Source organism: Micromonospora sp. C81 (genome assembly GCF_018070425.1).
In the GTDB taxonomy this organism is placed as follows: domain Bacteria; phylum Actinomycetota; class Actinomycetes; order Mycobacteriales; family Micromonosporaceae; genus Micromonospora; species Micromonospora zamorensis.
The window spans coordinates 100,452-125,308 of sequence record NZ_JAGPXS010000012.1; the positions used below are offsets into that span (position 1 = coordinate 100,452).

Annotated in this window: 19 protein-coding genes and 1 riboswitch; of the genes, 10 read left to right on the plus strand and 9 right to left on the minus strand. The window is 71.0% G+C overall.

Features of this window, described 5'->3' with window-relative positions; all coding sequences use genetic code 11:
- Positions 1-212 precede the first annotated feature (212 nt).
- From KBX46_RS20250 to KBX46_RS20270, 5 genes are all read left to right on the plus strand, one after another.
- On the plus strand, positions 213-1,466 hold the full coding sequence (locus KBX46_RS20250; RefSeq protein ID WP_210793647.1) for an acyltransferase: 1,254 nt from the start codon (positions 213-215) through the stop codon (positions 1,464-1,466).
- Between the two features lie 100 nt (positions 1,467-1,566).
- Positions 1,567-1,899: a hypothetical protein gene (locus KBX46_RS20255; protein WP_210793648.1), complete on the plus strand. Its 333-nt coding sequence runs from the start codon at positions 1,567-1,569 to the stop codon at positions 1,897-1,899.
- A gap of 132 nt (positions 1,900-2,031) precedes the next feature.
- The gene (locus KBX46_RS20260) at positions 2,032-2,802 is read left to right on the plus strand and encodes a hypothetical protein (RefSeq protein ID WP_210793649.1); all 771 of its coding nucleotides are present in this window, start codon (positions 2,032-2,034) and stop codon (positions 2,800-2,802) included.
- Between the two features lie 284 nt (positions 2,803-3,086).
- A riboswitch (cyclic di-AMP (ydaO/yuaA leader) is annotated at positions 3,087-3,228 on the plus strand.
- A gap of 232 nt (positions 3,229-3,460) precedes the next feature.
- Positions 3,461-4,315: a C39 family peptidase gene (locus KBX46_RS20265; RefSeq protein WP_210793650.1), complete on the plus strand. Its 855-nt coding sequence runs from the start codon at positions 3,461-3,463 to the stop codon at positions 4,313-4,315.
- Between the two features lie 133 nt (positions 4,316-4,448).
- Positions 4,449-5,201, plus strand: a complete 753-nt coding sequence (locus KBX46_RS20270) for an alpha/beta fold hydrolase (RefSeq protein ID WP_210793651.1) — start codon at positions 4,449-4,451, stop codon at positions 5,199-5,201.
- Between the two features lie 27 nt (positions 5,202-5,228).
- Here KBX46_RS20270 and KBX46_RS20275 read toward each other — a convergent pair whose 3' ends face one another.
- From KBX46_RS20275 to KBX46_RS20300, 6 genes are all read right to left on the minus strand, one after another.
- Positions 5,229-6,557: a polysaccharide pyruvyl transferase family protein gene (locus KBX46_RS20275; protein WP_210793652.1), complete on the minus strand. Its 1,329-nt coding sequence runs from the start codon at positions 6,555-6,557 to the stop codon at positions 5,229-5,231.
- 162 nt (positions 6,558-6,719) lie between these two features.
- Complete coding sequence (locus tag KBX46_RS20280; RefSeq protein WP_210793711.1) at positions 6,720-8,045, minus strand: polysaccharide pyruvyl transferase family protein; 1,326 nt, start codon at positions 8,043-8,045, stop codon at positions 6,720-6,722.
- Between the two features lie 249 nt (positions 8,046-8,294).
- Positions 8,295-10,001, minus strand: coding sequence for a CDP-glycerol glycerophosphotransferase family protein (locus tag KBX46_RS20285; RefSeq protein WP_210793653.1), 1,707 nt, complete (start codon positions 9,999-10,001; stop codon positions 8,295-8,297).
- 42 nt (positions 10,002-10,043) lie between these two features.
- Positions 10,044-11,558: a bifunctional cytidylyltransferase/SDR family oxidoreductase gene (locus KBX46_RS20290; RefSeq protein WP_210793654.1), complete on the minus strand. Its 1,515-nt coding sequence runs from the start codon at positions 11,556-11,558 to the stop codon at positions 10,044-10,046.
- Between the two features lie 147 nt (positions 11,559-11,705).
- Positions 11,706-12,500 (minus strand): ABC transporter ATP-binding protein, encoded by a 795-nt coding sequence (locus KBX46_RS20295; RefSeq protein ID WP_210793655.1) that lies wholly within the window; start codon positions 12,498-12,500, stop codon positions 11,706-11,708.
- On the minus strand, positions 12,493-13,398 hold the full coding sequence (locus tag KBX46_RS20300; protein ID WP_210793656.1) for an ABC transporter permease: 906 nt from the start codon (positions 13,396-13,398) through the stop codon (positions 12,493-12,495). Before KBX46_RS20300 ends, KBX46_RS20295 begins: the two co-directional genes overlap by 8 nt.
- Before the next feature lie 164 nt (positions 13,399-13,562).
- Here KBX46_RS20300 and KBX46_RS20305 point away from each other — a divergent pair, with 164 nt between their 5' ends.
- The 5 genes from KBX46_RS20305 to KBX46_RS20325 all read left to right on the plus strand — a co-directional run bounded on the left by KBX46_RS20305 (position 13,563) and on the right by KBX46_RS20325 (position 19,804).
- A complete protein-coding gene (locus KBX46_RS20305; RefSeq protein ID WP_210793657.1) occupies positions 13,563-14,207 on the plus strand; it encodes a TetR/AcrR family transcriptional regulator in 645 nt (214 codons plus the stop codon).
- 123 nt (positions 14,208-14,330) lie between these two features.
- Complete coding sequence (locus KBX46_RS20310) at positions 14,331-15,440, plus strand: DegT/DnrJ/EryC1/StrS aminotransferase family protein (protein WP_141908663.1); 1,110 nt, start codon at positions 14,331-14,333, stop codon at positions 15,438-15,440.
- The gene (locus KBX46_RS20315; protein WP_088947208.1) at positions 15,437-16,465 is read left to right on the plus strand and encodes a Gfo/Idh/MocA family protein; all 1,029 of its coding nucleotides are present in this window, start codon (positions 15,437-15,439) and stop codon (positions 16,463-16,465) included. Before KBX46_RS20310 ends, KBX46_RS20315 begins: the two co-directional genes overlap by 4 nt.
- Before the next feature lie 83 nt (positions 16,466-16,548).
- Entirely contained in the window at positions 16,549-18,141 is a 1,593-nt protein-coding gene (locus KBX46_RS20320; protein ID WP_308159632.1) for a glycosyl transferase family 1, read from the plus strand.
- Between the two features lie 43 nt (positions 18,142-18,184).
- Complete coding sequence (locus KBX46_RS20325; RefSeq protein WP_172861991.1) at positions 18,185-19,804, plus strand: glycosyltransferase family 4 protein; 1,620 nt, start codon at positions 18,185-18,187, stop codon at positions 19,802-19,804.
- 69 nt (positions 19,805-19,873) lie between these two features.
- Here the strand turns inward: KBX46_RS20325 and KBX46_RS20330 are convergent, their stop codons facing one another.
- The 3 genes from KBX46_RS20330 to KBX46_RS20340 form a co-directional block, all read right to left on the minus strand.
- Positions 19,874-22,024, minus strand: a complete 2,151-nt coding sequence (locus KBX46_RS20330) for a glycosyltransferase (protein ID WP_247667853.1) — start codon at positions 22,022-22,024, stop codon at positions 19,874-19,876.
- Positions 22,021-23,388 carry a glycosyltransferase gene (locus tag KBX46_RS20335; protein ID WP_247667854.1) on the minus strand — a complete coding sequence of 456 codons (1,368 nt, stop codon included), beginning with the start codon at positions 23,386-23,388 and terminating at the stop codon, positions 22,021-22,023. Before KBX46_RS20335 ends, KBX46_RS20330 begins: the two co-directional genes overlap by 4 nt.
- 235 nt (positions 23,389-23,623) lie before the next feature.
- Complete coding sequence (locus tag KBX46_RS20340) at positions 23,624-24,805, minus strand: hypothetical protein (protein ID WP_247667855.1); 1,182 nt, start codon at positions 24,803-24,805, stop codon at positions 23,624-23,626.
- Between the last annotated feature and the right edge of the window lie 52 nt (positions 24,806-24,857).

The following is a 24,857-nucleotide window of genomic DNA, read 5'->3' on the forward strand; positions in this document are numbered from 1 at the left end:
GATGGTCCGGTCCGCCACCAGGGCAGCCTGTGCCTACCCATTCCGCGTTGGCCGGGGTGGAACGCGTCCGATTCACCCGGGAGTGCCCCGGGTAGGGTGCCCCGGGTACGGCCCCTTCTGGGCCGTCGCGGGCGTCGCCGTCGCGCCGTCCGACGTCGTACCGAGGAGGACACGCACGTGCTGGTGACCTTGCCGAGCGTCGGGATCCCAGCATGACGAGCGCCGCCGCGGCGACGGCTGCCCGGCCCACCCCCGCGCCGGCCCGGCTGCCCTCGCTGACCGGGCTGCGCTGGATCGCCGCGTTGCTGGTCTTCGGATTCCACGCGGGCACCATGCGGATCATCGCCGAGCCGGACTACAAGGCCGTGGTCGACGCGCTGTTCACCCTCGGCCTGTCCGGGGTGCAGTTCTTCTTCATCCTGAGCGGTTTCGTGCTGGTCTGGTCGGCCCGCGTAGGCGACTCCCGGCGCACCTTCTGGCGGCGACGGGTCGCCAAGATCTATCCGAATCACCTGGTGCTGTGGGGGGCGGCGCTGCTGGTCGCCTGGTGGTTCGCCGACCCGGTCCTGCCGGCGGTCGCGCTGGAGAACCTGCTGTTGTTGCAGGCCTGGGATCCCCGACCGGGCTGGTTCTACAGCATCAACACCGTGAGCTGGTCGCTCTCCTGCGAGTTCTTCTTCTACCTCTGTCTGCCGTTGGCGCTGCCGCTGCTGCGCCGGGCCCGGCCGAAGCTGCTCTGGGTGCTGATCGTCGCGCTACCTCTGCTGATCCTCGCGCTCTGGCCGGCCCAGCACCTGGTGCCGGAGGCGAGCCGCTGGTGGTTCACGCAGATCTTCCCGCCCGTACGGTCGCTGGAGTTCTGGATGGGCGCGGTGGCGGCCGAGCTGATGCGCCGTGGCCTCTGGCGGGGCCCGGGGCTGACCGCAGCCAGCGTGATCTTCCTGGCCACCTGGGTGGCAGCGGCAGAATGGATTCGCGCCGAGCTGTGGACCACGCTGCTCGCGGTGGCGTATCTGCTGGTGATCACTGCCGCCGCGGACGCGGACGTCCGAGGTAAGCGTTCCCCATGGCGGTCCCGACCGGTGGTCTGGCTCGGCGAGGTCTCCTTCGCCTTCTACCTGGTGCACGTGCTGGTGATGACGAGCGTGCTGCGCTGGAGCGGTGACTGGGGGACGGGCTTCCAGGGCTGGCGTGGCCCCGTCGCGGTGCTCGGCTTCCTACTGGTGAACCTGGTCCTCGCCGGGCTGCTGCACCGCTTCGTCGAGACCCCGATGATGCGCCGGCTCGCTCCACGCCGCCCGGCCCGCCAGGTGGCCGTCCCTCAGCAACGCACCGCCAGTATTGAAGTCAACGGCCGCGAAGACCGCACCGCCGATGCCGTCGGGACCCAGGCCCAGGCCGGCGAAGCTGCCGTCGGCGACGTCGAGCAGGCCAGCAGTCGATCGACGTACGTCGACTCGCGCTGAGGCGTCCGCACTGGTCAGCGCGGTCGGCGCGGTCGGCGCGGCGTACGCCGACACGCCCGTGGTCGATGCGCCCGGCCCGGCGTGACGGTAGCGTGGGGGCGTGCTTCCGGTCGCGTTCACCTGTCCCCTGTGGTGGGTGGCGCGCTGGGCGACACGGGTGCTGACCAGCCTCGCCGTCGTCGCGGCCCTGGCGCTTGGCGCAGGCCCGGCCTCGGCCGCCGCGCCAACGCCGACCGCCGCGCCAACGCCGACCGTGCACGCGGCCCCGGCGGTCGCTGAGGGAGCCGCCGAGAAGGCCTTCCCGGTCTGCTCAGTCGACTCGCACCCGGCCGTGGTGGCCGGAGTGCCGCTGGTGTGCGCGGCCAGGTCTGAACGGCTGCCCCTCGTGGACGGTCCGAGGAGCTGGGCGCCCCGGGCTCCACCCGGGCGCTGATCCACCGGGACGAGCGTCCCGTCGCCGCGCCCTGTCGATCCACCCGTCCCGCACCTCGCCGATCCGTGGCCCACCGTGGCCCGGTGGCCGGTGGGGCTCCCACCGCATTGTTCTCTCCCCGAGGTGCCGACCATGGAGACCGTCGTCTTCTACCAGTTCGTGACCGAGGTGCCGCAGGCCGCCGCCATCTGGTCAGCCCTGTTCCTGCTGGCACTGGGCGTACTCGTCGTGCTGGCCGCCCGCCCCGAGCGGGACCGGCCAACGGACGACCCGGCCCCGGCGGCGCCCACCGCCCGGGAGTTGGCTGAGGCCGAGGCCGTCGACCTGCGCCGGTACGCCGAGGAAGTGGCCGTCGCCGCGGCCGGCGCGGGGCAGAACGCCCGGCGGCGACGGGCTTCCTGGCTGACCGCTCAGGAGGAGATGGAGCGGGCCTGGGGCGGGTACGACGAGGCGGACGCGGCCGCGCGTCGCTTCGCGGGGGCCGGGGCGCTGCCCACCCCGCATACCCCCCGCACCCCCGCCGAGTACGCCTCCCGGGAGCGCTACCTGCATCGCGCGGCGGCGGCGGCGCACTGGCGGGGCGACCTGACCATGGCGCAGTTCGGCGACGTGTTCGGGCACCGGCACGGTTGGGATCCCCGGCGGCACCCGGTCGAGCAGGAGGTGCTGCTGAGCCGGGCGATCCGGGACGCGAGGCTGGCCGACTACCAGGCCGCAGCCACCCGGGAGCGGGCCGCCTGGCGGGACGCGGAACTGGCCGCCGAGTCGGCCCGCACTCTCGCCGAGGAGGCGTACGCGGCAGCGGCCCGGCTGCGGCCGAACCCGGTACCCGCCCGCCGGGCGGCTACCCGGGCGTTCCGTCCCGCCCTCGTGGCACGTTGGCGCCCGGCTCGCGCGGGTTGAGCCCGATCCGTTATGTGAGCCCGGTCATGTCAATGGCGAATCGGGCGTCGGGCACGATTGGCTCGATTGTCCCCGTGATTGTGGCCGCATAATCGGCGACCTGTCCGGTTGTCGCCCGTTGGCGTCACCGTAACCGCTTGTCCCATCGAGTCACGTCATCGGCAATACGCGCAGAAATTGTCGCGCCGATTGGGGTTTACGCAGCTGAACCCGGCTTGGCAGGGTGAGAGCCGGCCAGTACTGTCGTCCCGTCCGGTGCGGTAACCGATCGCAAGAGGCGACGCCGCGCCGACCCGCTCAATCGTGATCTACGAACCGGGGACCCATCAGTAAGTCCGGGGTGAATCCGCGAGCCACGGCCCGCGGTAGGGCGATCTTCCCGCCCGAATCCGTCAGCTAACCCGGTAGGCGGTGTCGGAAGGAGTTCCATCCTCGTGCATCACCTTTCCACCCCTCGGTTGTTCCTTCGCCTCCACGGCGTAGCGGTGCCCCCGCTCATTCGTCCAGTGACGGTGAGCTGACCCCCCGGGTCATCGCCTAACCGCCCGGCCACGCCGGGCGTTCCCCTGAGCGGTTCACCATCCGCGGACCATCGTCCGCGCGCTGGCGCCTGCCCGGATGCCGGTCCGGCCCCGGTGTGCCGCTCTCCCCCCGATCCGTGGAGGACCCCGTGAAGCACACCCTGAAGCGTCAGCTCCGCCGCCTCACCACCGAGCGTCCGTACCAGATCGTTGTCGCCTCCGCCGCGGCCCTCGCCATCGCCACCACCACCGGCGCCCTGGTCACCAGCGCCGACGACGCCCCGGCCAGTCAGCACACCGCGACCACTGTCGCCGAGATGCGCAGCGACACCGCTGCCTCCCGCAGCGAGGCGCGCGACGCGTCCCCCTCGGCCAGCACCGCACCGACCACCGCCGCCCCCGCGCCGGCCACCAGTGCCGCGTCGCCCGCAGCCAAGGCCAGCAGCAACCCGGACCTGACCCGTAAGCCGGAGCGGCCGAAGCCGCCGGCGACCAAGGTGCTCGACTACGACTACCAGGCGCAGAACACGTACTACAACTGCGGCCCGGCTGCCACCCGCAACGCTCTCAGCGCCGCCGGAATCGACCGCACCCAGAACGAGCTCGGCGCCGAGCTGGGCACCACCGAGATGGGCACCAACTCGGCCCTGGACACCACCCGGGTGCTCAACGCCGAGGTGAAGGGCTCCCCGTACCGGACCCGGATGTTCGCCGGCACGCCCAGCCCGGCCCAGATGGACCAGCTCCAGGCCGACGTGGTCAAGGCCATCACCGACGGTCGCGGTGTGGTGGCCAACGTCGTCGGCGACGCCACCGACACCAACGGCGGCTGGCACTCCTACGGCGGCGGGCACTACATCGCCGTGGTGGGTTACAAGGACAACGGCCGGACCGTGCGAATCGCCGACTCGGCCAACGCGGCCGACCCGTCGTACTGGATCACCACGATCGACCTGGCCAACTGGATCGCCAGCCGGGGCTACTCCGCCTGACCCAGGCACGTTGACCGCTTCGGGCGCCGTCCCCCACAAGGGGCCGGCGCCCGCGGCGTCTTCACCGAGCGGTCAGGCCTGCGCCGCATCGACGACCCTCGTACCCGTTCGCGAACCGTGGGAGACTGCGGCCGTGGTGGATGAATCAGGTGGCCGGGCAGGCCGTGGGCCGATCCTGTTGCTGCTGCACGGGATGGGGGCGACCGGGGACGTCTGGTTGCCCTCGGCCCCACTGCTGAAGCAGCACTGGCCCGGGCGGTGGCTGGCACCGGACCTTGCCGGTCACGGCTGGTCGGCCCCGCTGCCGTCGTACTCCTTTGATGGGTTCGCCGAGCGGATCGCCCACGGCCTGGTCGCCGGCGACCGGATCGTCGTGCTCGGGCACTCGCTGGGCGGGGTGGTCGGCCTGGCGTTGGCCGCCCGCGCCGCCGGGATGCCGGTGGACGCGGTGGTCGGGCTGGGCATCAAGGCGGTCTGGTCACCCGACGAGCTGACCCGCGCGGCCGAGCTCGCCGCGCGCCCGGTGAGCTGGTTCGCCAGCCGCACCGAGGCGGCCCGCCGCTACCTGCGCGTCTCCGGGTTGGTCGGCCTGGTCCCGCCGGATCATCCGGTGGTGGACGCCGGGTTGCGTCAGGTCGACGGCCGGTGGCGCCTCGCCATGGACCCGACAGCCTTCGGCGTCGGCGAGCCAGACCTGGTCCCGTTGCTGGCGGCGACCGACGTGCCGGTGGTGCTGGCCCGTGGCGAGCACGACCCGATGGTCACCGACGAGCAGCTAAGGGCGTACGGCGTACCGGTCGTCACGCTGCCCGGTCTCGGCCACAACGCACACGTGGAGGACCCGGCTGCCGTGCTGGCGCTGCTCGACCCGTACCGACGGGGGTGAGCTGGATGAAGCGGACGCGGTGGCTGGTCACCTGGCTCCGAGCATCCGGCGGACCCGGCCGGCGACGGCCTGCTTGACCCGCACGCGCAGTGACCGCGCGTGGAGGGTATTGACCTCTGTCTGGAGCGTCCGGGTTTCGTCCCGCAGCCACTGGATGCGCGTCAGCAACTCCTCGGGAGAGTAGGCGGAGACCGGCCGGACCGCAGGTGGGTAGACGGTCTGGCGGACCTGCTCGTCGAAGCGGGTGGCGCTGTCTCCATCGGCGAACGAGAGGCCGAGGTCGTGCTTGGCGAGGAACGCGGTGATCCGTGCGAAGCGCTCCTTGTGGCCCTCGTTCAGGGCCGTGTAGTCGGCCTCCGCATAGAGTTGGGCAGCGTCGACGTCGGCCGGCGCATCGCGCAACAACCGGTGCGGGATGTCGAAGTATCGGGCCAGCTCCAGGGTGCGCGAGTCGTGCGCCAGCAGATAGCCGGGGATGCCCGAGATCAGCGCCGTGATGGTGCCGTGGATCCGGGTGCCGAAGGCGAAGTCGAACCCGGAGAGATAGTCCATCCAGGGCCACGGGTCCATGAACATCCGCACCTTGTCCTCGACGAAGAGCGGGTGCGAGGTGTGGATCGGCATGTCGGCGGTCTTGCCCCGCAGCTTCGGCGCGTCGCCGTAGAGCAGGGTGCCGAGGGTGTAGAGGTCCTGTGCCACGTAGCGCAGGTTCGGGTAGCGCTGGTGGTGGTGCAGGATGAGGGGGGCCAGCGCCTTGACGTACGGCGAGATGACGAACGCGAGCCGGTCGTCGATGCCCAGGGTCGCCTTCGTCTTCTCGATGCGCAGGCTGTCGCCGTGTAGGAACATCGACGGGCAGCCGATCTGCTCGACAGCCGAGAAACCCAGCTTGCGGAGGTAGTTCTCGGTGATCTCGCCGCGTACGCCGATGCTGTGCGAGCGGTCGAGCACCGCCCGGCAGAACGCGCTGACCGGCTCGTCGATCGGGCGGAGCTGCTCCAGGTCGCCGTCCACGTCGGTCTGCGCCCCGACGCCGAGCACCACCACCGGGATCTTCAGCCGTTCGATCAGCCGGGCCATCGACGTCAGCCGCTTCGCGTAGTCATGACGGAACGCGTTGGCCAGTGGTATCACGAAGACGTCGTACTTCTCGTTGATCTCGTCGGCGTCGCGTGGGTCCGCCCGGAAGCGCGACGGGGTGATCTCGGCCGTGGAGGTGGCCAGCAGCTTGTGCGCGGCGTGGCTGAAGACCAGATTGCCGGTGTTCTTACCGATCCAGTCCCGCTCGTACGTCTCCTCGGCGCTGAGGACGTCGAACGGGCCCTTGCGGGCGCGCAACAGGATCCGCTTATGCATCGGTGGCTCCACCTCTCGTCCGGCGGCGGAGGCGTCCGACCCCGGAGATCGCCCGGCAGTGTCCCGGGAGGCGGCACATCTGTCACCTCCAGGCCCCGCGATACTAGGCCACCGGCCGGCCGGCGGCCCCACGCGGCGATCGGCCCGCAGGATCGCGGCGGGTCAACGATTCAACAAGCGTCGCACCCGGCCGCCGACCGCCTGCCTGACCCGGGTCCTCAGCTCTTGCTGCTTGAGGGTCTCGACCTCGGTCAGCAGCCTTCGGTTGTGGTCGCGCAGCCACTGCACCCGTTCCAGCAGCACATCGGAGCCGGTGGCGCCGGCCGGGCGGACGGCGGGTGGGAAGGTGGTGGCGCGGACCTGCTCGTCGAAGCGGGTGGCGCTGTCGCCATCGGCGAAGGCGTGCCCCAGGTCGTGCTTGGCGAGGAAGGCGAGCATGGTTTCGAAGCGGGCCTTGTGCCCGTTGTTCAGCGCCGTGTAGTCGGCCTCCGCGTAGAGGTCGGCGGCGTCGACATCGGCCGGCACGTCCGCCATCACCCGGTGCGGGATGTCGAAGTACCGGGCCAGCTCGAGCGTGCGCGAGTCGTGCGCGAAGAGGTAGCCCGGCGTGCCGGCCACCAGCGCGGTGATGGTGCCGTGGATGCGGGTACCGAAGGCGAAGTCGAACCCGGCCAGGTACTCCATCCAGGTCCACGGGTCCACGAACATGCGCACCTTGTCCTCCGTGAACAGGGGGTGCGAGGTGTGGACGGGGATCGCGCTGGTTTTCCCGCGGTCCGCGGGAGCGTCGCCGTAGAGCAGCGTGCCGAGGGTCTTCAGGTCCTGCGGGAGGTAGCGCAGGTTCGGGTAGCGCTGGTGGTGGGCGGAGACCACCTCCGCCATCGACTTCACGTACGGCGAGATGGTCAGCGCGACCCGGTCGTGCGGGGTCAGGAACTCCTTGCGCTTCTCCACCCGCAGGCTGTCACCGTGCAGGAACATCGACGGGCAGCCGATCACGTCGACTGCGGAGAAGCCCAGGGTGCGCAGGTAGCTCTCGGTGATCTCGCCCCGAACCCCGATGCTGTGCGAGCGCTCCAGCACGGCCCGGACGAAGCGGCTCACCACGTCGTCGATCGGGCGCAGGTATTCCCGGTCGCCGGCGACGTTGGTCTGCACGCCCACCCCGAGAACCACCACCGGGATCTTGAGCCGCTCGATCAGCTTGGTCATGGCCGCCACCCGATGCGCGTAGCTGCGCCGGAAGGCGTTGGCGAGCGGGATGACGTACACGTCGTACTGCTCGTTGATCTTGTCGGCGTCGCGCAGGTCGATCTTGAACTCGGTGGAGGTGATCTGCGCCGTCGTTGTGCGGAGCAGCTTGTGGGCGGCGTGGCTGAAGACCAGGTTCCCGTTGTTGTCGCCGATCCAGTTGCGTTCGAAGGTCTCCTCCGGCGCGTAGACGTCGAAGGGGCCCTTCTTGGCCCGCATGAGGATCCGCTGGTGCACCACTAGCTCCACCTCTCGTCCGTGGCGACGTTCGCCCGGAACACCCCGGACCGGCCTGGATTGGCGGTGCGCATCGAGCACCTCCGGCCCCGCGATTTTAGGGCACGCGACAGCTGACGCCTCGGACCGTACCCGTCCAACCGTTCCCCAGCTGGCCAAGCGGTCGGTCGAGCGGGCGGCCCGCCCAGGCTGCTCTCCCCGGACCACCGGGGGTGACCGAGGCGGTGCCGCCCCCGGCGGCCCGGCGGCTCAGGTGGTGGGGGAGGCCGCCACCCGGTCCGGCTCGACCGGCCGCCCGGGCGACGGCGGGCTCCAGCCCGGTTCCAGCTCGCGCCTGGCGGCGTCCAGGAACGCGTCGGCGTACGACTCGGCCGGGAAGTCACCGAGGTAGCGCCGCCGGGTCGCCCAGCGCTCCGGTGCCATCGGATCGGTGCCGAGCAGCCGGCCCAGCACATCGTCCAGGTTCGTCATGTCCCGGTGCAGCACGTAGCCCGCGCCGGCCAGCGGGAACCGCTCGGTGAACCGGTCACCCTCGTCGCCCATGTCGGTCACCGCGAAGGGCTTGCCGGAGTAGAGGTAGTCCGAGATCACCCCGGAGACGTCGGAGATCAGCGCGTCGGAGCGGTTCACGCAATCCACCAGGCTCAGGTCGCGGGCGGCGGCGCCCCAGACGTGCGGCCGACCGGTCCGCGCCCGGTCCGCCGCGAGCAGCTCGGTCAGCCGACCCAGCTGCCGCGCCGATGCCGGGTTCTGCGTGGTGTACGGGTGGGCGCGCAGGATGACCGTTACGCCCCGGTCGAGCAGCTTGCGCAGCATCGGTTCGGCCACCGGCAGCGAGCAGTAGTCCGCGTCCGCGTGGTGTCCCGTCCAGGTCGGGGTGTAGAGCACCGTGCGGGGTGCCTCGGCAGCCAGGGGCTCCGGGCGTACGTTCATCGACTCGACCTGCGGGCGGCCCACTACCACGAACTTCTCCGCCGGGATCTGCACCCCGGCCCGGGCGTACCGGTCGATTGCCGCCGGGCCGGCCACGAAGATCCGGTCGAAGATCCCCGACACCGGGTTGGCGCTCGGCGCCTTGTCGCTGTCGCCGTGGTGCAGCTGGACGTGGGTGAGCTGGGTGAAACGGATGCAGTGGCTGTTCTTCGCACCGTGGTTGACGTAGAACGCCGCCCGGAGGCTCGGCACCAGCACCTCGTCCATCGCCCTCAGGGTGGGGCAGTAGACCACTGGCGCATCGGTGGCCGCGGCGATCGGGGCCAGGAACTCCGGCTCCCTCAGCACGACCATGAACGGCCGGCCGATCCGCTCCAGATACGGCAGCCACATGGTGACCTGGTACTCCGAGCCGGGAGGCGCGGAGAAGTAGAGCAGGAACTCCGGCTGATGCCGGCGCAGCGCCCGGCCCACCGCCCCGCCGCCGGCCGGTGGCCGGAACCGGCGCCGGGCCAGATCCAGCGCGATCGCGCCGGCGCCGGCGCCGACCAGCAGGGCCGCCGCGAGAGCGACCAGGGCCGGCATGGTCGCCGCGGCGGCCAGCGCCACCACGGCGAGAAGCCCGAGCAGCGCGTCGCCGAGGTGCGTGGCGACCGGCACCGTCCAGGACCGCACCGGCAGGTTGGCCGCCCGGATCTCCAGGTTGCCGGCGTGCCGCAGCGGGCCCACCAGCAGCACCAGCCCGAGCAGCACCAGCGCGGCGGCGGCCAGCGCGGGGTCGAACCCACCGTCCAGCCGTCGGGCGTAGCCGACCAGGACGGCGGCGGCGATCAGTGTCGTCTCGGCGGCGGTGTCCGCGCCCCGGCGGATCCGTCGCTCAGCGGCGGTGGCGACGAGGGCGGCCACCGCCAGCGCCAGCCCCCAACCGGTCGCCCCGGTCAGCGCCACGACCAGGAAGGCCAGCACGGCCAGCCCGATGCTCAGGCACCGTGCGATCAGTTTCCGGACCAGGTCACCACGCATGTCGCTCCGTTCACCATCGTCCCGGTCAGCAGTGCTCGGCCGTCAGCCGACGGTCGCCGAGGCGACATTGGTCTCGTCGGCCAGCCGCGGCGTCTGGGCCGGCACGGCCTGCGTCGCTTCGCCCGGCGCCCGGCGTACGTCGATGACCTGCCCGGTGAGCTCCGAGATCAGCACGTCCAGCGACGACTGGGCGACGGCCTCCGGGGCGAGCAGGGTGTGCTCCGGCTCCTCGCCGAAGGCCCGCGTCCGCATCGGGGTGGCGGTCCGCTCCGGGTTGATGCAGTTGACGCGTACGCCGACGTCGGCCCATTCGTCGGCGAGCGCCTGGGTGAGGTTGACCAGGGCGGCCTTGGTGGCCGAGTAGAGCGCGTAGCGGGCTCGTCCCCGGGTGTAGGAGCTGGACGTGTAGAGCAGCAGCTGGCCCTTGGTCTGCTGCAGATACGGAAGGGCCTGGCGGGCGATGGTCACCGGGCCGACGAAGTTGACCTGGAGCAGCCGGTCCATCGTCTCCTCGTCCATCTCGGCGAGGGCGCCCCTCTCCAGGATGCCGGCGGTCACCACCACGTGGTCGATCCGGCCGGTGGCCTCGAAGGCGGTCTTCAGCGCGGCCTCGACGTCCCCGGCCCGCTCCACGTGGGTGCCGGTTGTGGAACGGCTGAACGGGAAGACCTGGGCACCGTAGCGACGGGCCAGCTCGGTCAGCTCGTGGCCGATGCCGTAGCTGCCGCCGAACACGACGATGGTGCGGCCGATCAGCTCCTCGCTGTAGCTGCGGTGGTCGGTCAGCCGGGGTGCCTGCGCCGCGGCGAGCTGGAAGAGCTTGTCCGCCAGGTGCACGTCGACCGGGTGGGTGACCTTGATGTTCTCGTCCGAACCGTCGATAACCTTGATCGGCGTGCCGGGCAGGTAGCGCAGCACCACACCGCAGTCGTCGGTGGCGGCGAAGTTCGGGTCGCCCTCGGCGATCCGGTACGCCTCGCGGATGGTGGGGGAGCGGAACGCCTGGGGGGTCTGGCCGCGGCGCAGCGCGGAGCGGACCGGAATGTCGGTGATGCAGTCGTTCTCGTCGACCTGGATGATCGTGTCCGCCGACGGGATGGCCACGTCGACCGCGGAGTAGCTCCAGAGCGCGTTCACGCACTCGCGGACGATCCGACCGCTGACCAGGGGCCGCACCGCGTCGTGGAAGAGGATGTTGACGTCGCCCTCGCCGACCGCGTCGAGCGCGATGCGGGTGGTGGCGTTGCGGGTGTCGCCACCCTCGATCACCTTGGTCACCTTGCGGAAGCCGGCCTTGTCGACGATCTGCTGGGCGTCGGGGACGTGCCCGGTCGCCATCAGCACGATGATCTCGTCGATCTCCGGGGCGGCCTCGAAGATGGCCAGGGTGTGCTCGATGATCGGCTTGCCGGCGATCTTCAGCAGCTGCTTGGGGATGCCGAGCCCGAGTCGCGTCCCCGTACCCCCGGCGAGGATCACGGCCACTGTCCGCGAGGGGCGCCAGAGTGCCGGGCTCGCCGGCGTGGCACCCAGTGCGGGGCTGTGATCCTGGATCATTCTGCCGGTCCTCGCTTCCACCAAAAGGGTGTTTGTGCGTCGATGACGAGATATGAACTGTGGTCGGCGCTCAGGAAACCTTAGCGCCTACGACTGACCGCACCGACCGGGCAAGCGTGCGCCCGGCCGATGCGGTCGTCGACCTGTCTACTTGCCTTCGTAGGCGTTGCACACCTCGTCGGTCGGGCCGTCCATCTTCAGGACGCCACTCTCCAACCAGATGGTCCGCTCGCAGGTGTCCCGGATCGAGCCGATTGAGTGGCTCACCAGGAAGACGGTGCCGGCGCTGTCGCGCAGTTCGCGGACCCGCTGTTCGCTGCGGCCCCGGAACTTGCGGTCACCGGTGGCGAGCGCCTCGTCGATGAGCAGCACGTCGTGCTTCTTCGCCGAGGAGATGGCGAAGCGCAGCCGGGCGCCCATGCCGGAGGAGTAGGTGCGCATCGGCAACGAGGCGAAGTCGCCCCGTTCGTTGATCCCGGAGAACTCGATGATCTCCGGAGCCAGCCGCTTCACCTCCTCGGGAGGCATGCCCATGGCCAAGCAGCCGAGCACCACGTTGCGCTCGCCGGAGAGGTCGTTGAGCAGGGCCGCGTTCACGCCGAGCAGCGAGGGCTGGCCGAGCGTGTAGACCGCGCCCCGGGCCGGGGGGAGCAGCCCGGCGATGGCCCGCAGCAGGGTCGACTTGCCGGAGCCGTTGCTGCCGATCAGCCCGATGGCCTCACCCTGGTACGCGGTGAAGCTCACGCCCTTGACCGCGTGCACCTCGCGGATGTTCGGCGCGTTCGTGCGGGACACGATGCGCTTGAGGGCGGAGACCGGACTGGTGGTACCGGTGGCGCCCTTGTGGATCTTGTAGATCACATGCACGTCGTCCACCACGACGGTGGGCACGCGCCCCGTGTCCACCACAGCGTCCACCGCCGGCAGGGTCTGCTCAGCCACGGCCGTACTCCTTCTCTCCGCGCCAGAAGTAAACGAACCCGCCCAAGCCGACGGCGACTGCCCAGCCCGCGGCGAGGAGCCACAGCCGAGTCGGTGAGGACGCGATGTGGTCGGGGTACGCCGATTCGAGCAGTGAATACCGGGCCAGCTCGATGTAGACCAGGATCGGGTTGGACTCCAGCGCGGTCGCCGCCCAACCGGGAAGCCGTTCCGCGAAGAGCGTGACGCTGTAGAGCACGCCGGAGCCGTAGAGCCAGGCCCGCATCACGAACGGCATGACCTGCTTCAGGTCGGTGACCTTCGAGCCGATCCGGGCCATGATCATGGTCAGCCCGATGTTGAAGATCGACTGGAGTAGGAGCGTTGGCGCGATCAGCAGCCAGCGGAAGGTGATCGGCTCCCCGGTGGCCAGCACGATCGCGGCCAGCACCAACATCGACATGAGCAGCTGCTGGAACTGCACCAGGGTGACAGTGATCGGCAGGGCGGCGCGCGGGAAGTGCAGCGCTCGAATCAACCCCAGGTTACCCGTGATCGCGCTGGTGCCCTGCAGCGCCGCGCTCTGGGTGAACGTGAAGATGAAGATGCCGGTGCAGAGGTAGGCGATGAAGTTCGGCACGTGCCGGTCCTGCGCCACGATCACGCCGAAGATCAGGTAGTAGACCGCCGCGTTGGTGAGCGGGGTCAGCACCTGCCACAGTTGGCCGAGTTGCGTGTTGCTGAACGACGACGCGACCTTCGCCCGCGAGTATGCGGACATGAAGTGTCGATACGCCCACAGTTGGCGGGCGTACGCGCCCAGGGACGGAGGTTCCCCGGCGACCTTGAGCCCGTACCGCTGCGCGAGTTGGGCGCGGGTCAGCCCGGATTCGAGGTCGGCCACCGCGGTGTTGGCCATGGTGAGGCGCTCCGATCTTTCGTGCTGATGGGGAGCAATGAGAATGCTTCGCGGCGATGAAATCTAGCGTGGCCGGTATGGGGAGGCCGCTCCGCTGCTGCGTGGAAGGTAGTGGAAAACACGTCGGGACGCAACCGTAGCGTCGTTGCGCTACATTCTCCCACGTGACGACCGAGAAGAGGCGTGCTCCCGCCGGTGCGGCCGTTCTTCGCGACGACATCACCACGGCCATCCGCCGAGCCGTCATGCAGGAACTGGCGCAGACCGGCTACGGCCGGTTCTCCGTCGAGGCGGTCGCCCGACGGGCCGGTGTCAGCAAGACGGCGATCTATCGGCGGTGGCGTTCGAAGCTGGAGCTGGTGCTCGACATGGTGAGCGCGGTCGCCGGCAAGAGGCTGCCGCAGCTCGACACCGGCAGCCTGCAGGGCGACGTCCAGCTGCTGCTCATGGTCGCCTCGGGGGCCCTTGGCCACCCCCTGGCCTCGCAGATCATTCCGGACCTGCTGGCCGAGGCGGCGCGCAACCCGCAGATCGCGGAGACCCTCCAGCGGGCGCTGCGCGACTACCAGGTCCGGATCGGGGAGATGGTCATCGGCCAGGCGGTCGACCGGGGAGAGCTGCCGGCCGGCACCGACCCGTCGGCGGCGATCGATCTGATCATCGGCCCGATCTACTGGCGGCTCGCGATCTCCCGCTCGCCGCTGGACACCACCGAGCTGACGAACATGGCTAACGCGATCGTGGCCGCGTTGCGGATAACATGTGCTGGTTTGGTGGAGAGTCAGGCCCCCAGAATGCCGGCCCAGTGACCGAGCCCCCACCCGACCAGGCCGCGCGTGAACCTGCGCCCGTACGAGTCGCCGCAGATTTCAACGGGCTAGTATCGCCATCCGAACCCCCGCCTGCACCGTCTAGACCCAGGAGGATCCCCCATGGCTGGGCAGAACCCAGACTTCATCCCACCGGCACGTCCGATCATCGGTGAAGCTGAGATCGAGGCGGCTGTGCGGGTGCTGCGCAGCGGAAAGGTGGTGCAGGGGCCGGAGGTGGCGGCGTTCGAGGAGGAGTTCGGCGAGCTCGTCGACGGTCGGCACTGCGTCGCCGTCAACTCCGGCACCTCGGCGCTCCAGCTGACCCTGATGGCGCTCGGGTTCGGCCCCGGCGACGAGGTCATCGTGCCCTCGTTCTCCTTCGCGGCCAGCGCCAACGCCGTCCGGCTGGTGGGTGCTGAGCCGGTCTTCGTCGACATCGAGGCGGGCAACTTCTGCGTCGACCCGGAGGCGGTCGCCGCGGCGATCACCCCGCGCACCGTCGCGATCATGCCGGTGCACCTCTACGGCCACCCCGCCGCGATGGACAGGATCATGGCGATCGCCGAGCGGCACGACCTCGCCGTCGTCGAGGATGCCGCCCAGGCACACGGGGCCGGCCTGCACGGCACCCCGGTCGGCGCCTTCGGCACCGCCGGCTGCTTCAGCTTCTACCCCACCAAGAACATGCACTCCCTGGAGGGCGGCATGATCAGCACCGGGGATGCCGGGCTCGCCCGCACCCTGCGGCTGCTGCGCAACCAGGGCATGGAGCAGCGCTACGCCAACGAGATCGTGGGCGCCAACATGCGGATGACCGACGTGGCGGCGGCCATCGGTCGGGTGCAGCTGACCCAGCTCGGCGAGTGGACCGAGCAGCGTCGCGCGAACGCAAAGTTCCTCGACTCCACCATCACCAGCCTGGTCACCCCGCCGGTGGCCGACGGCGCCCGGCACGTCTACCACCAGTACACGGTGCGGGTGCGGGGCGACCGGGACGCCACCCAGCAGCGCCTGACCGAGCTGGGTATCGGCAACGCCGTCTATTACCCGACGCCGATCCACCGGCTCAAGCCCTACCTCACCGAGGACGGCAAGCCCGGCCCGTGGGAGCTGCCGGAGACCGAGCGGGCCGCCGCCGAGGTGATCTCGCTGCCGGTGCACCCGTCGCTGACCCAGGTCGAGCTCGACCGGATCGCCGAGGGTGCGAACCTCGCCGGGGGTGCCCGATGAACGAGCGGGGCAAGCTGCGCGCTGGCCTGATCGGCCTCGGTGCGATGGGTCGCAATCACGCCCGGGTGCTCTCCAACCTGGACGGCGTCGAACTGGTCGCCGTCGTCGACCCGGCCGGCGACACCACCGGCACCCTGCGGGCCCCGGTGGTCCCGGAGCTCGGTGACCTGCTGGCGATGGGCATCGACTACGCGGTGGTCGCCTGTCCGACCGCGCTGCACGAACGGGTCGGCCTGGAGTTGGCAGCCAACGGGGTGTGCGCGCTGATCGAGAAGCCGCTGGCCCAGTCCGTCGAGACGGCCACCCGGCTGGTCGAGGCGTTCGAGTCCGCAGGTCTGGTCGCTGGCGTCGGTCACATCGAGCGCTACAACCCGGCGCTGCAGAGCCTGCGTATCCGGCTGGAGGCCGGTGAACTGGGCGAGGTCTTCCAGGTCGTCACCCGGCGTCAGGGCCCGTTCCCGCACCGGATCGCCGACGTCGGCGTGGTGATGGACCTGGCCACCCACGACATTGATCTCACCGCGTGGGTGACCGGTCAGGAATACGCATCGGTCTCGGCTCGAACGGTCTCCCGTAGTGGCCGGCTGCACGAGGACATGGTCGCCGTTGTCGGCCAACTCGCCGACGGCACGATGGTCAATCACCTGGTCAACTGGCTGAGCCCGCTCAAGGAGCGGTCCACCGTGATCACCGGTGACAAGGGCTGCTTCGTCGCCGACACGCTCACCGCCGACCTCACCTTCTACGCCAACGCTGCCATCGACACCGAGTGGGAGGCGCTGCGCGCGTTCCGGGGCGTGGCCGAGGGCGACATGGTCCGCTACGCCATTCCGAAGCGGGAGCCACTGCTCGTCGAGCACGAGCGGTTCCGTGACGCGGTCGAGGGCAAGGAGAGCGACATCGTCACCCTGCGGCAGGGTCTGCGTACGGTGGAGGTCGCGGCGGCGCTGCTGGAGTCGGCCTCCGACGGCAAGGTCCTGTCGGTCGTGCCCGGCGGCAGCGACGCGGAGCCTGCACTGCGATGAGCCCGGCGCCGGCTCGGCGGGTGGTCTCGGCGGTGCGGCGGCGCGTTCCGCGGCGTTTGCGTATCGCGCTCCGCCGTGCCGCCGTGGGCACGCGGCCCTGGGAGACCCCTTCGATACGCGAGCTCTGTGAGCTTCCCGCTGGTACGCCGCTGCTGGTGCACGCGGGCGGGGTCGCAGGCGACCGGGCGCTGGCCGGCGTGGTACGGGCCATGGCCCGGTTGCCCGAGTTCCACCTGGCGCTGGTCCGCGGCGAGGCGGAGCGGGCGGCCACCGAGGACCTGATCCGCCGGGCCGGCAAGGCCCGGCGGCGGATCCACGAGGTGCCGCGCCCGAACACGATGACCGCAGCGTTCCTCGCCTCGGCGGACGTGGCCGTGTTCGGGTTCGAGCCGGACGCCGGTCTCGCGCTGCTCGACACCTACCTCGCCGCCGGGCTGCGCGTCGTCGCGGCGGACAGCCGGGCGGCCCGCGAGCACCTGGCCCGGCACCGGGCTGGAGACTTCTTCGCGCCCGGTTCGCTGCCCTCCTTTGCGAAGGCGGTGGAGCGGGCCTGGCAGCGCGGGGACGCGCCGCCCGCACCGGACGAGCTGCCGGTCGCGCCGATCGAGGCTGGCACCCCGGGTCCCTGGCGGGCGCTCGGCGCCGGTCCCGTCCGGTTGGGGCTGGGCACGGCCAACTACGCCGGGCAACTCTCCGCCCTGGCGGTGGCGATCACCGCCGCGCGGGCGGACGTCGGCATCGAACTGGTGATGGCCAAGCCGCCGGCCACCTATCGCTACCCGGCCGACCGCTACCTGAACTACCCGGGCGAACACAGGCTCGACGTGCAGGCGGAGCAGGCCCTCCGGGTGCTCGGCTGGTACACGCACCTGATCGTGGACGCGTTCCGCCCGGTGCTCGGCCGGGGCAACGGCGACGACATCTCCGCAGACCTGCCCGCGCTGAGCCGGGCCCGGCTCAAGGTCGCGTTGCTGGCGCACGGCAGCGAGATCCGCCATCCGGGCGCGCACCTGGAGCGGCACGCCGAGTCCGCGTTCCGGGACGCGGACTCCGAACTGCGCGAGCGGCTCACCATGGTGGCCGAGCGGAACCGGCGCACCGCAGAGGAGAGCGGCCTGCCGTTCTTCGTGACCACCCCCGACCTGCTGGACGACGTGCCGTTCGCCACCTGGGCGCCGCTGATCGTCGACGTGGACGGCTGGGCCTGCGACCGCCCGGTGCTGGAGCGCGCCCGGCCGGTGGTGCTGCACGCGCCGTCGAAGCGGTGGACCAAGGGCACCGACCGGCTCCTGCCGCGGTTGCAGGAGCTGGACGAGCGACGGATCATCGAGTTGCGCTTGGTGGAGGGTCTGCCGCACAACGAGATGCGTCGCCTGGTGCAGGACTGCGACATCGTGGTCGACCAGTTGGTGATGGGCAGTTACGGCACCTTTTCCTGCGAGGGGATGGCCGCCGGCAAGGTCGTGGTGGCGTACGTCAGCGAGGGGCCGCACCGGGCGGCCGGCGTCTCGCCGCCGATCGCCAACGCCACTCCCAGCACCCTGGTCAAGACGATCGAATCGTTGCTCGACGACCGGCCCGCCGCGGTCGCCCTCGCCGCGGAGGGCGCGCGATACGTCCGTGCCCACCACGACGGGCGACGGACCGCCGAGGTTTTCGATGCCTTCCTCCGGTGACCCGCCCCCACCTGTGCCCCACCCCAACGAGGAGAAGCACCCGATGCAAGCTGGCCCGAAGAGCGATGCCCGACCGACCCGGCGACGGGTGGTGATGCTGGTCGACAACGGGGTCCACGGCGACTCTCGGGTGCAGAAGGCCGCGCGGTCCGCGGCGGACGCCGGCTGGGAGGTCGTCCTCCTCGGCATCCGCAACGCACGCTCCGAGGCGGACAGCTGGCGGATCGGCGATGCGGAGGTGCGGCTGCTGCGCGTGCCCAAGCCGCTGCACCGGCTGCCCCGGGAGTACCGCCGGTCGCTGCGCCGGCCGCTGGCGTACGCGTCGACCACCGCGGCCGCCTACCGGGTCCAGGAGATCAAGGCCTGGAAGGCCGACCTCTACGAGCGCCGGGTCCGCGTCCAGGCCCTCGACGGTGGGCTTCTCAGCCCGGTGAGGCGGGCGGCCCAGCTGCCGTCCCGCGCCGCCGCCACGGCGCTGGCCCGATGGGTGCGGTTCCGCAGCGGGGAGACCCGTCGCCTGCGCAAGCTCCAGGCCGACCCCGAGGCGCCGCTCACCCGGCTGCCCGTCCGGTTCTGGCAGGGCCTGCTGGGCAACCGCGCCTGGCGTCGGCTGGACCCGGGCCTGTGGGACTTCGAGCTGGCCTTCCGGACCGCGCTCGACGAGCTGAAGCCGGACATCATCCACGCCAACGACTTCCGGATGCTCGGCATCGGGGCGCGGGCGAAGCTGCGGGCGCGGGCCGCTGGCCGCGACACCAAGCTGGTCTGGGACGCACACGAGTTCGTCGGTGGCATCACCGGCCGTGCCGACAACCCGCGCTGGCTGCCGGCCCAGATCGCCTACACGGCCGAGTACGCCGCCTACCCGGACGCGGTGGTGACGGTCTCCGACACCCTGGCCGACCTGCTCCAGGAGACCCATGCCCTGCCCGAGCGGCCGGCTGTGGTGCTCAACGCGCCGATGGCCCCGCCGGCCGAGGCCGACGGCGACGTGCCGGACCTGCGGGCGCTGTGCGGCGTCGACGACGGGACGCCGCTGCTCGTCTACTCGGGCGCCGTGAATCCGAGCCGCGGCTGCCAGATCATGGTGGAAGCACTGCCGGAACTGCCCGACGTGCACGTCGCGTTCGTGACGATCAACCCGAATGGCGACAACCAGTTCTCCGAGGCGTTGCGGGAACGGGCCGTCGAGCTAGGCGTCGCGGACCGCGTGCACCTGCTGCCGTACGTGTTGCACTGGCAGGTGGTGCCGTTCCTGTCCGGCGCGGACGCCGGGGTCATCCCGATCCACCACAAGCCCAACCACGAGCTGGCGCTGATCACGAAGTTTCTGGAATACGCGCATGCCCGCCTGCCCATCGTGGTCAGTGACGTGAAGACCATGGCGCAGACCGCGCGGGCCACCGGTCAGGGTGAGGTGTTCACCGCGGAGGACCTGACCGACTACGCCCGGGCGGTGCGGGCCGTGCTCGCCGACCCGAAGCGTTACCGAGCTGCCTACGACGAGCCCGGCCTGCTGGAGGCATGGACGTGGGAGGCCCAGGCCCGGATCCTCGACGAGCTGTACAACTCGCTGCTGGGCACGCCCCAAACCGGCGGGGCGCGTCCTCCGTCCGGCCGGCGGCCCGAGGTCGAGCGGGAGTTCGCGGGCACCTCGCGCTGACTCGGACAGACGATTCGGCCGGCTCCCCTCCAGGGCAGCCGGCCGAATCGTTTACTGCTGGTCCGCCGGTCAGTCGGCCGTGGCCGGCGGCTCCAGCAGCAGCCGGTCGAAGTCCTTCTGCGTGACCGACCAGTCCCAGGTGCTCAGCACGTGCGCCGCCGCCGCCCTGCCCGCCTCGCGCCAGACCTCCTCGGACGCGGTGAGGGCCAGGATCCGCTCGGCGGCCTCTTCCGGCGTACCGACCACCCAGTCGCTGGGGAAGAGGGTCCGGGCGCTGTGTGGGCGGCCGGCGAAGAACGGCCAGTCGCGTACCACCGGCACGGCGCCGCTGGCCGCGCCCTCGACGAGCGCGCAGTGGAAGCTCTCCCGCAGCGAGGTGCTGAGGATGACCCCGACGTCGGTGAGCGCGCCGGGGACGTCGTCGGTGCGGCCGAATCGCACGACGGCGCCGGACGACTCCAGCTCAGCCAGTTCGGCGTCGAGTTCCTGGACGTACGCCTTGATCGCCGGGCTGAGCTCCGGGTTGAGGGCGTCGCCGATCAGCTTGAGGCGGTACCGCTCGTCCCGTCGACGCAGCTCCCGTAGCACGTCCAAGGCCCAGCGCGGGTCCTTGGCCAGCGAACTCAGGCCGACCAGCCCGAGGGTGAACCGGCTGTCGGCGGAGGCCTTGGGCGCTACGTACCGGTGCAACTCCATCGCGTTGTTGATCATGTGGGTCCGTGGCGCCTGCGGGGCGCCCAGCCGCGGCACCGCGGCCAACGCCAGGTCGCGGAGGTGCTCGGAGACGAAGACCAGGTCGTCCACCCGGGACCAGTCGGTCAGGTGCGGCCACCAGCTGAACGCCTCGAAGCTGTGCAGGCGGACGACGACCCGGGTCGTGCCCGGGTCGATCATTGTCAGCATCGCGGCTCCCAGGTTGCACCAGTCCACAAAGACCGTGTCCGCCCAGTCGAGGTGGGGACCCCACGCCTCCTGGACCTCCCCGGCCCGCTTGGAGCTGCCGGCGAGCATGTGGTGCACCACGTTCGTGCGCCCATTGCTGAGCACCGGGAGGATCGACTCCTCCATCAGGTTCAGCCGGCGGACCTCAACCCCGGGCATCGCCTCGTAGCGTTCGAGGATCGGCCCGAGGAAGTTGTCGTTCAACCCGGTGAAGAAGAGCATCCGGTGCGGCCGGCCGGCCGGCGGGAACGCCGCCGGGCTCTGCCGGCCGCGGGGCGTCGCCATCGCGCGGCCGGCCTCGCTGTTGTGCAGCGGCGCGAGGAACTCCTCCGGATTCTCCGCCAGCGGCGAGGTGGTGCCGTCGAATTGCACGATCCGGTGGAACATCAGGTTGAAGGCGCGCAGCACGTGCGGCGCTGCCTTGCCCGGGTTCCGCTTTTTGAGGAAGGCGTCCGCGAGCTTGAGCTGGCCTCGCACCACGGTCATCAGGTGCTCGGGCACCTTGCCCTGGCTCAGCTCCGCGTCGACGATCGGGCCGAGGAGCTGCCCCCTGGTCGTCGGGCTCTTCAGGCGACCCTGGGCCGCCAATGCCAGCCGCTTCGCGCTGGCGGCGTGCCCGGACTTGAGCATGTTGCCGGTGACTCGCCGGGCGATCTTGCCCCGGTGCCGTTCCGGCAGACCGGGTGCCGTGACGGCCCCCTGCCAGAACCAGCGCACCGGGCCGAGCTTCATGGCCCTCTTCCCGGTGCTCATCTCGAACACCCGCTTCGCCAGGTCGACGGTCTGGCTGCGGGTGGCGCTGGCCAGCACCGCCGGGGCGGGGCCGGCGGTGTTGAGCCGGGGACGGCGGTAGCGCGCCGGGTCGGCGGACCGCTTTTCCACGGCCCGCAATGCCGGGGCGATGCCGTAGACGGCGTCGGCCCGTCGATAACGCTGGGCGAGCTGCCAGACGGTGTGCAGGGCTTGCGCGTCCAGAGCGACCAGGACGTCGGCGCGCTTGGCGTGCCGGCGGACCCACGGGTCGCGCTGCGCGCGCAACCACGGGCGCCGGGCCGGGTTCGCCCGTTTGACCATCCGGCCGAACCGCGGGCCCAGCTCCGCCGAGGTGGGCAGCAGGTGTACCTCGGCCAGCTCGGTGGCCGCCGGGATGTTCTCCCCCGGGTCAAAGGTCGTGGCCACCCGCACGGTGACGCCCTTGGCGCGGAACTGCTCGAGCGCGTCGGTCAGGACCGCCACCCGTCCGGGGACGGTGCCCATAACCATCAGGACCTCGATCATGACCTACCTTCTTGGGCCAGGACGCGTGCGCGGGCGGGAGAGGGCTGCGGTGCGGACGGTCCGCCGGCGCCCAGCACCAACTCGGTGACCTCACGGACGGCGGGGATGAGCTGCTCCTCGCGGGCGTACTGCCGCGCCTCGGCGCGGGCCTTCTCCCGCTCCGCCACGTCGGCGGTACGGGCCATCGCGGCGGCCCGCCGTAGGGCGCTCGCCAGCTCGGCCGGGTCCAGCCCGACCGCGCCGGTCCAGAGCGGGTACGTGGAGAGCACAGTGGAGGCGTCGTGGTCGGCCTCGTGGGCGGAGACCACCGGCAGGCCGGTCGCCATGTACTCGTACACCTTGCCGGAGGTCATGTAGCGGCCGCCGGTCACCATCAGCACCACCGCGTCCCAGCGCGAGTAGAGGTCGACCACCTCGGCCTTGGGCACCGAACCGCCGACCAGCACGCCGTCAACGGCGGCGGCCCTGAGCAGTTCGGCGTGCGCGTTGTCACCGCGCGCCCACGCGGCGCCGATGTGGCCCCGCACCTCGAAGCGGGCGTCGGCCAGGGCCGGATCCTCCGCGCGCGCCGTCCGCCAGCCCTCGAGGACGGCGTTCAGCAGTGGCACGGGCAGGTTCAGCGCGCCGAGGTAGCCGAAGGTCAGCGGCCGGTCCGGCGGGGCGGGACGCACGTGGGCCGGGATGCTGGCCGCGTCGTAGCCGTTGCGCACGACTCGCATCTTGTGCGCCAGTTCGGGGTAGCGCTCCCGGTACCAGCGAGAGATCGGCTCGTTCACGTTCCAGATGGCCACGGCGTCGGTGAGCAGCTTGATCTCCCACTGCCCGGAGACGGACTCCCGGGTGAACGCCTCACCGTTGTTGATCACGTCGACGGACCAGCCGTCGCGGAAGTCCACCACGTACGGCACCCGGTGGGTCTCCCACAGCTTCCAGGTCGCCGCCAGGTTGACGTACGGGGCGCAGGTGGTCACCAGCAGGTCGACGTGCCGCTCCCGGTGGATCTGGAGCAGGGCCTTCTCCAGCGCGGGACGCCATCCGCCGAAGACCGGCTCGGGGAAGACCTTGAGGTTCTGCTTGCGCAGCTCGGCAAGGTAGTCCTTGTGAGTCAGGGAACGCTGCTCGGTGAACGCGCGGATGTCGGTCTCCAGGTCGTCCCGGAACAGCGGCAGCTTCACCACCCGGACGCTGGGGTCCACCCCCTGGGAGAGGGTGTGGTCGAGGCCGTACTCGCGCTCCCAGGCCTCGTCCGCGATGGTGACCGCGGTCACGTCCCAACCCGCGGCGGCGAACTGGTTCGCCGTCTCCCGCATGCGGTAGGCGCAGCTCTTGGCCGCCGGCGGGAAGCCGATCGCGAGGTAGACCATGTGCGGTCGGGTTCCGGACCGTCGCGGCCGGGGGAGTTTCAACGAGTCCCAGAGAGTTCGCCCGTTGTTCATCGATTCCGATCCTGGGGAGTGGGAGAGGGCCGCGTCGTGGCCAGGGTGGAAAGGGTCAGGTGGCCCGGCCGGGCGGCGACGAGGTCGGACGACCATCGGACAGAGCGCGGACACCACAATAACGCCGTCCCATGGGCCGGGGCCGCCGACGCCCTCGCGCCGCCTACGGCGAACTGCGCCAGACGATCAGCAGATAGCCGCCGAAGTAAGCGGACATGAGGGCCAGCAGGGTCAGTATGGTGATCGCTCGTGCCCGTGCGGCCTTCGCGAACGCCACCGCCACCGGGATCAGCAGCGGGAATGCCGGCAACAGAAAACGTGCCTTGGAGTGGTAGTAGCCCGCGGCACCGAGCGTGGTGACCAGCAGCAGGCCGCTGTAGAGCAGCAATTGCCACGGCTGCCGGTCGATCAGGCTCAGCACGAAGAGCGTGACCGCCAGCACCGCGACAAGCGTGACGGTGTAGAACTCCAGGGCCGACGCCTCGGTGAGCACCAACCGGCCCCGCCGCAGGGTGTCGACCCCGAAGTCGAAGCTGGTCCCCCAACCGGCGTCCTGGATGTGGAACCAGCCGTCGGGCCTGTCGGTCTGCACGCCGACCCAGGCCAGGTAGCCAACCCAGCCAGCGGGCGCGAGCACCATGGCGACCCAGGGCCGCCAGCCGTCCCGCCGGCGGACGGCGGCGATGAGCGCGGCGAGCCCGACCACCGCGATCAGCGACGATGCCGTCGGTCGGGTCAACCCCGCGAAGAGGCAGAGCGCGCCCGCGGTGAGCCAGCGCTCGCGCAGCAGGGCGTACAGGGTCCAGGCGGCCAGCGCGGTGAACAAACCCTCGCTGTACGACATCGTCTGGACGATGCTGTGCGGTAGCAGTCCCCAGAGCACCGCGAGCATGATCCCGACCCGCCGACCGTGGAGCAGGTTGCCGATGGCAAACAGCCCCCAGGCGGCGGCGAGCGCCGCGATCCAGGCCAGCGCGAGCGCGGTCTTGGGGAAGTCGAGCGGGGTGAGCGGCTCCAGAGCGGCGGTCAGGCCGGGATAGAGCGGGAAGAAGGCCATGTTGCTCTGCAGCCGCTGATAGCCGTCGTAGCCGTGCTGCGCGATCGCGAGGTACCAGTTGCCGTCGGCTCTGGTGAGCAGGCCTTCGGTGCTGCGGCTGGGGGAGGCCCAGAGGTAGAGGGTCAGCCCTCCGAGAACGCGGACCGCGGCGTAGGCGCCGAGCGCCGGCAGCGCGTACCGGGCGCTGGCGAGCACCCGGCGGGCCCGGCTGTCGGGGGCCGTCGGGATCTCGTCAGCTGTCGAGTCCGTCCCCGGCGTCCGGCGCTCGCCGGTCGTCACCACGTCCATGTCTGGTCCTGTCTGCGCTGATCCGGGTCGATCGGGTGGGGTGGTCCGGGGA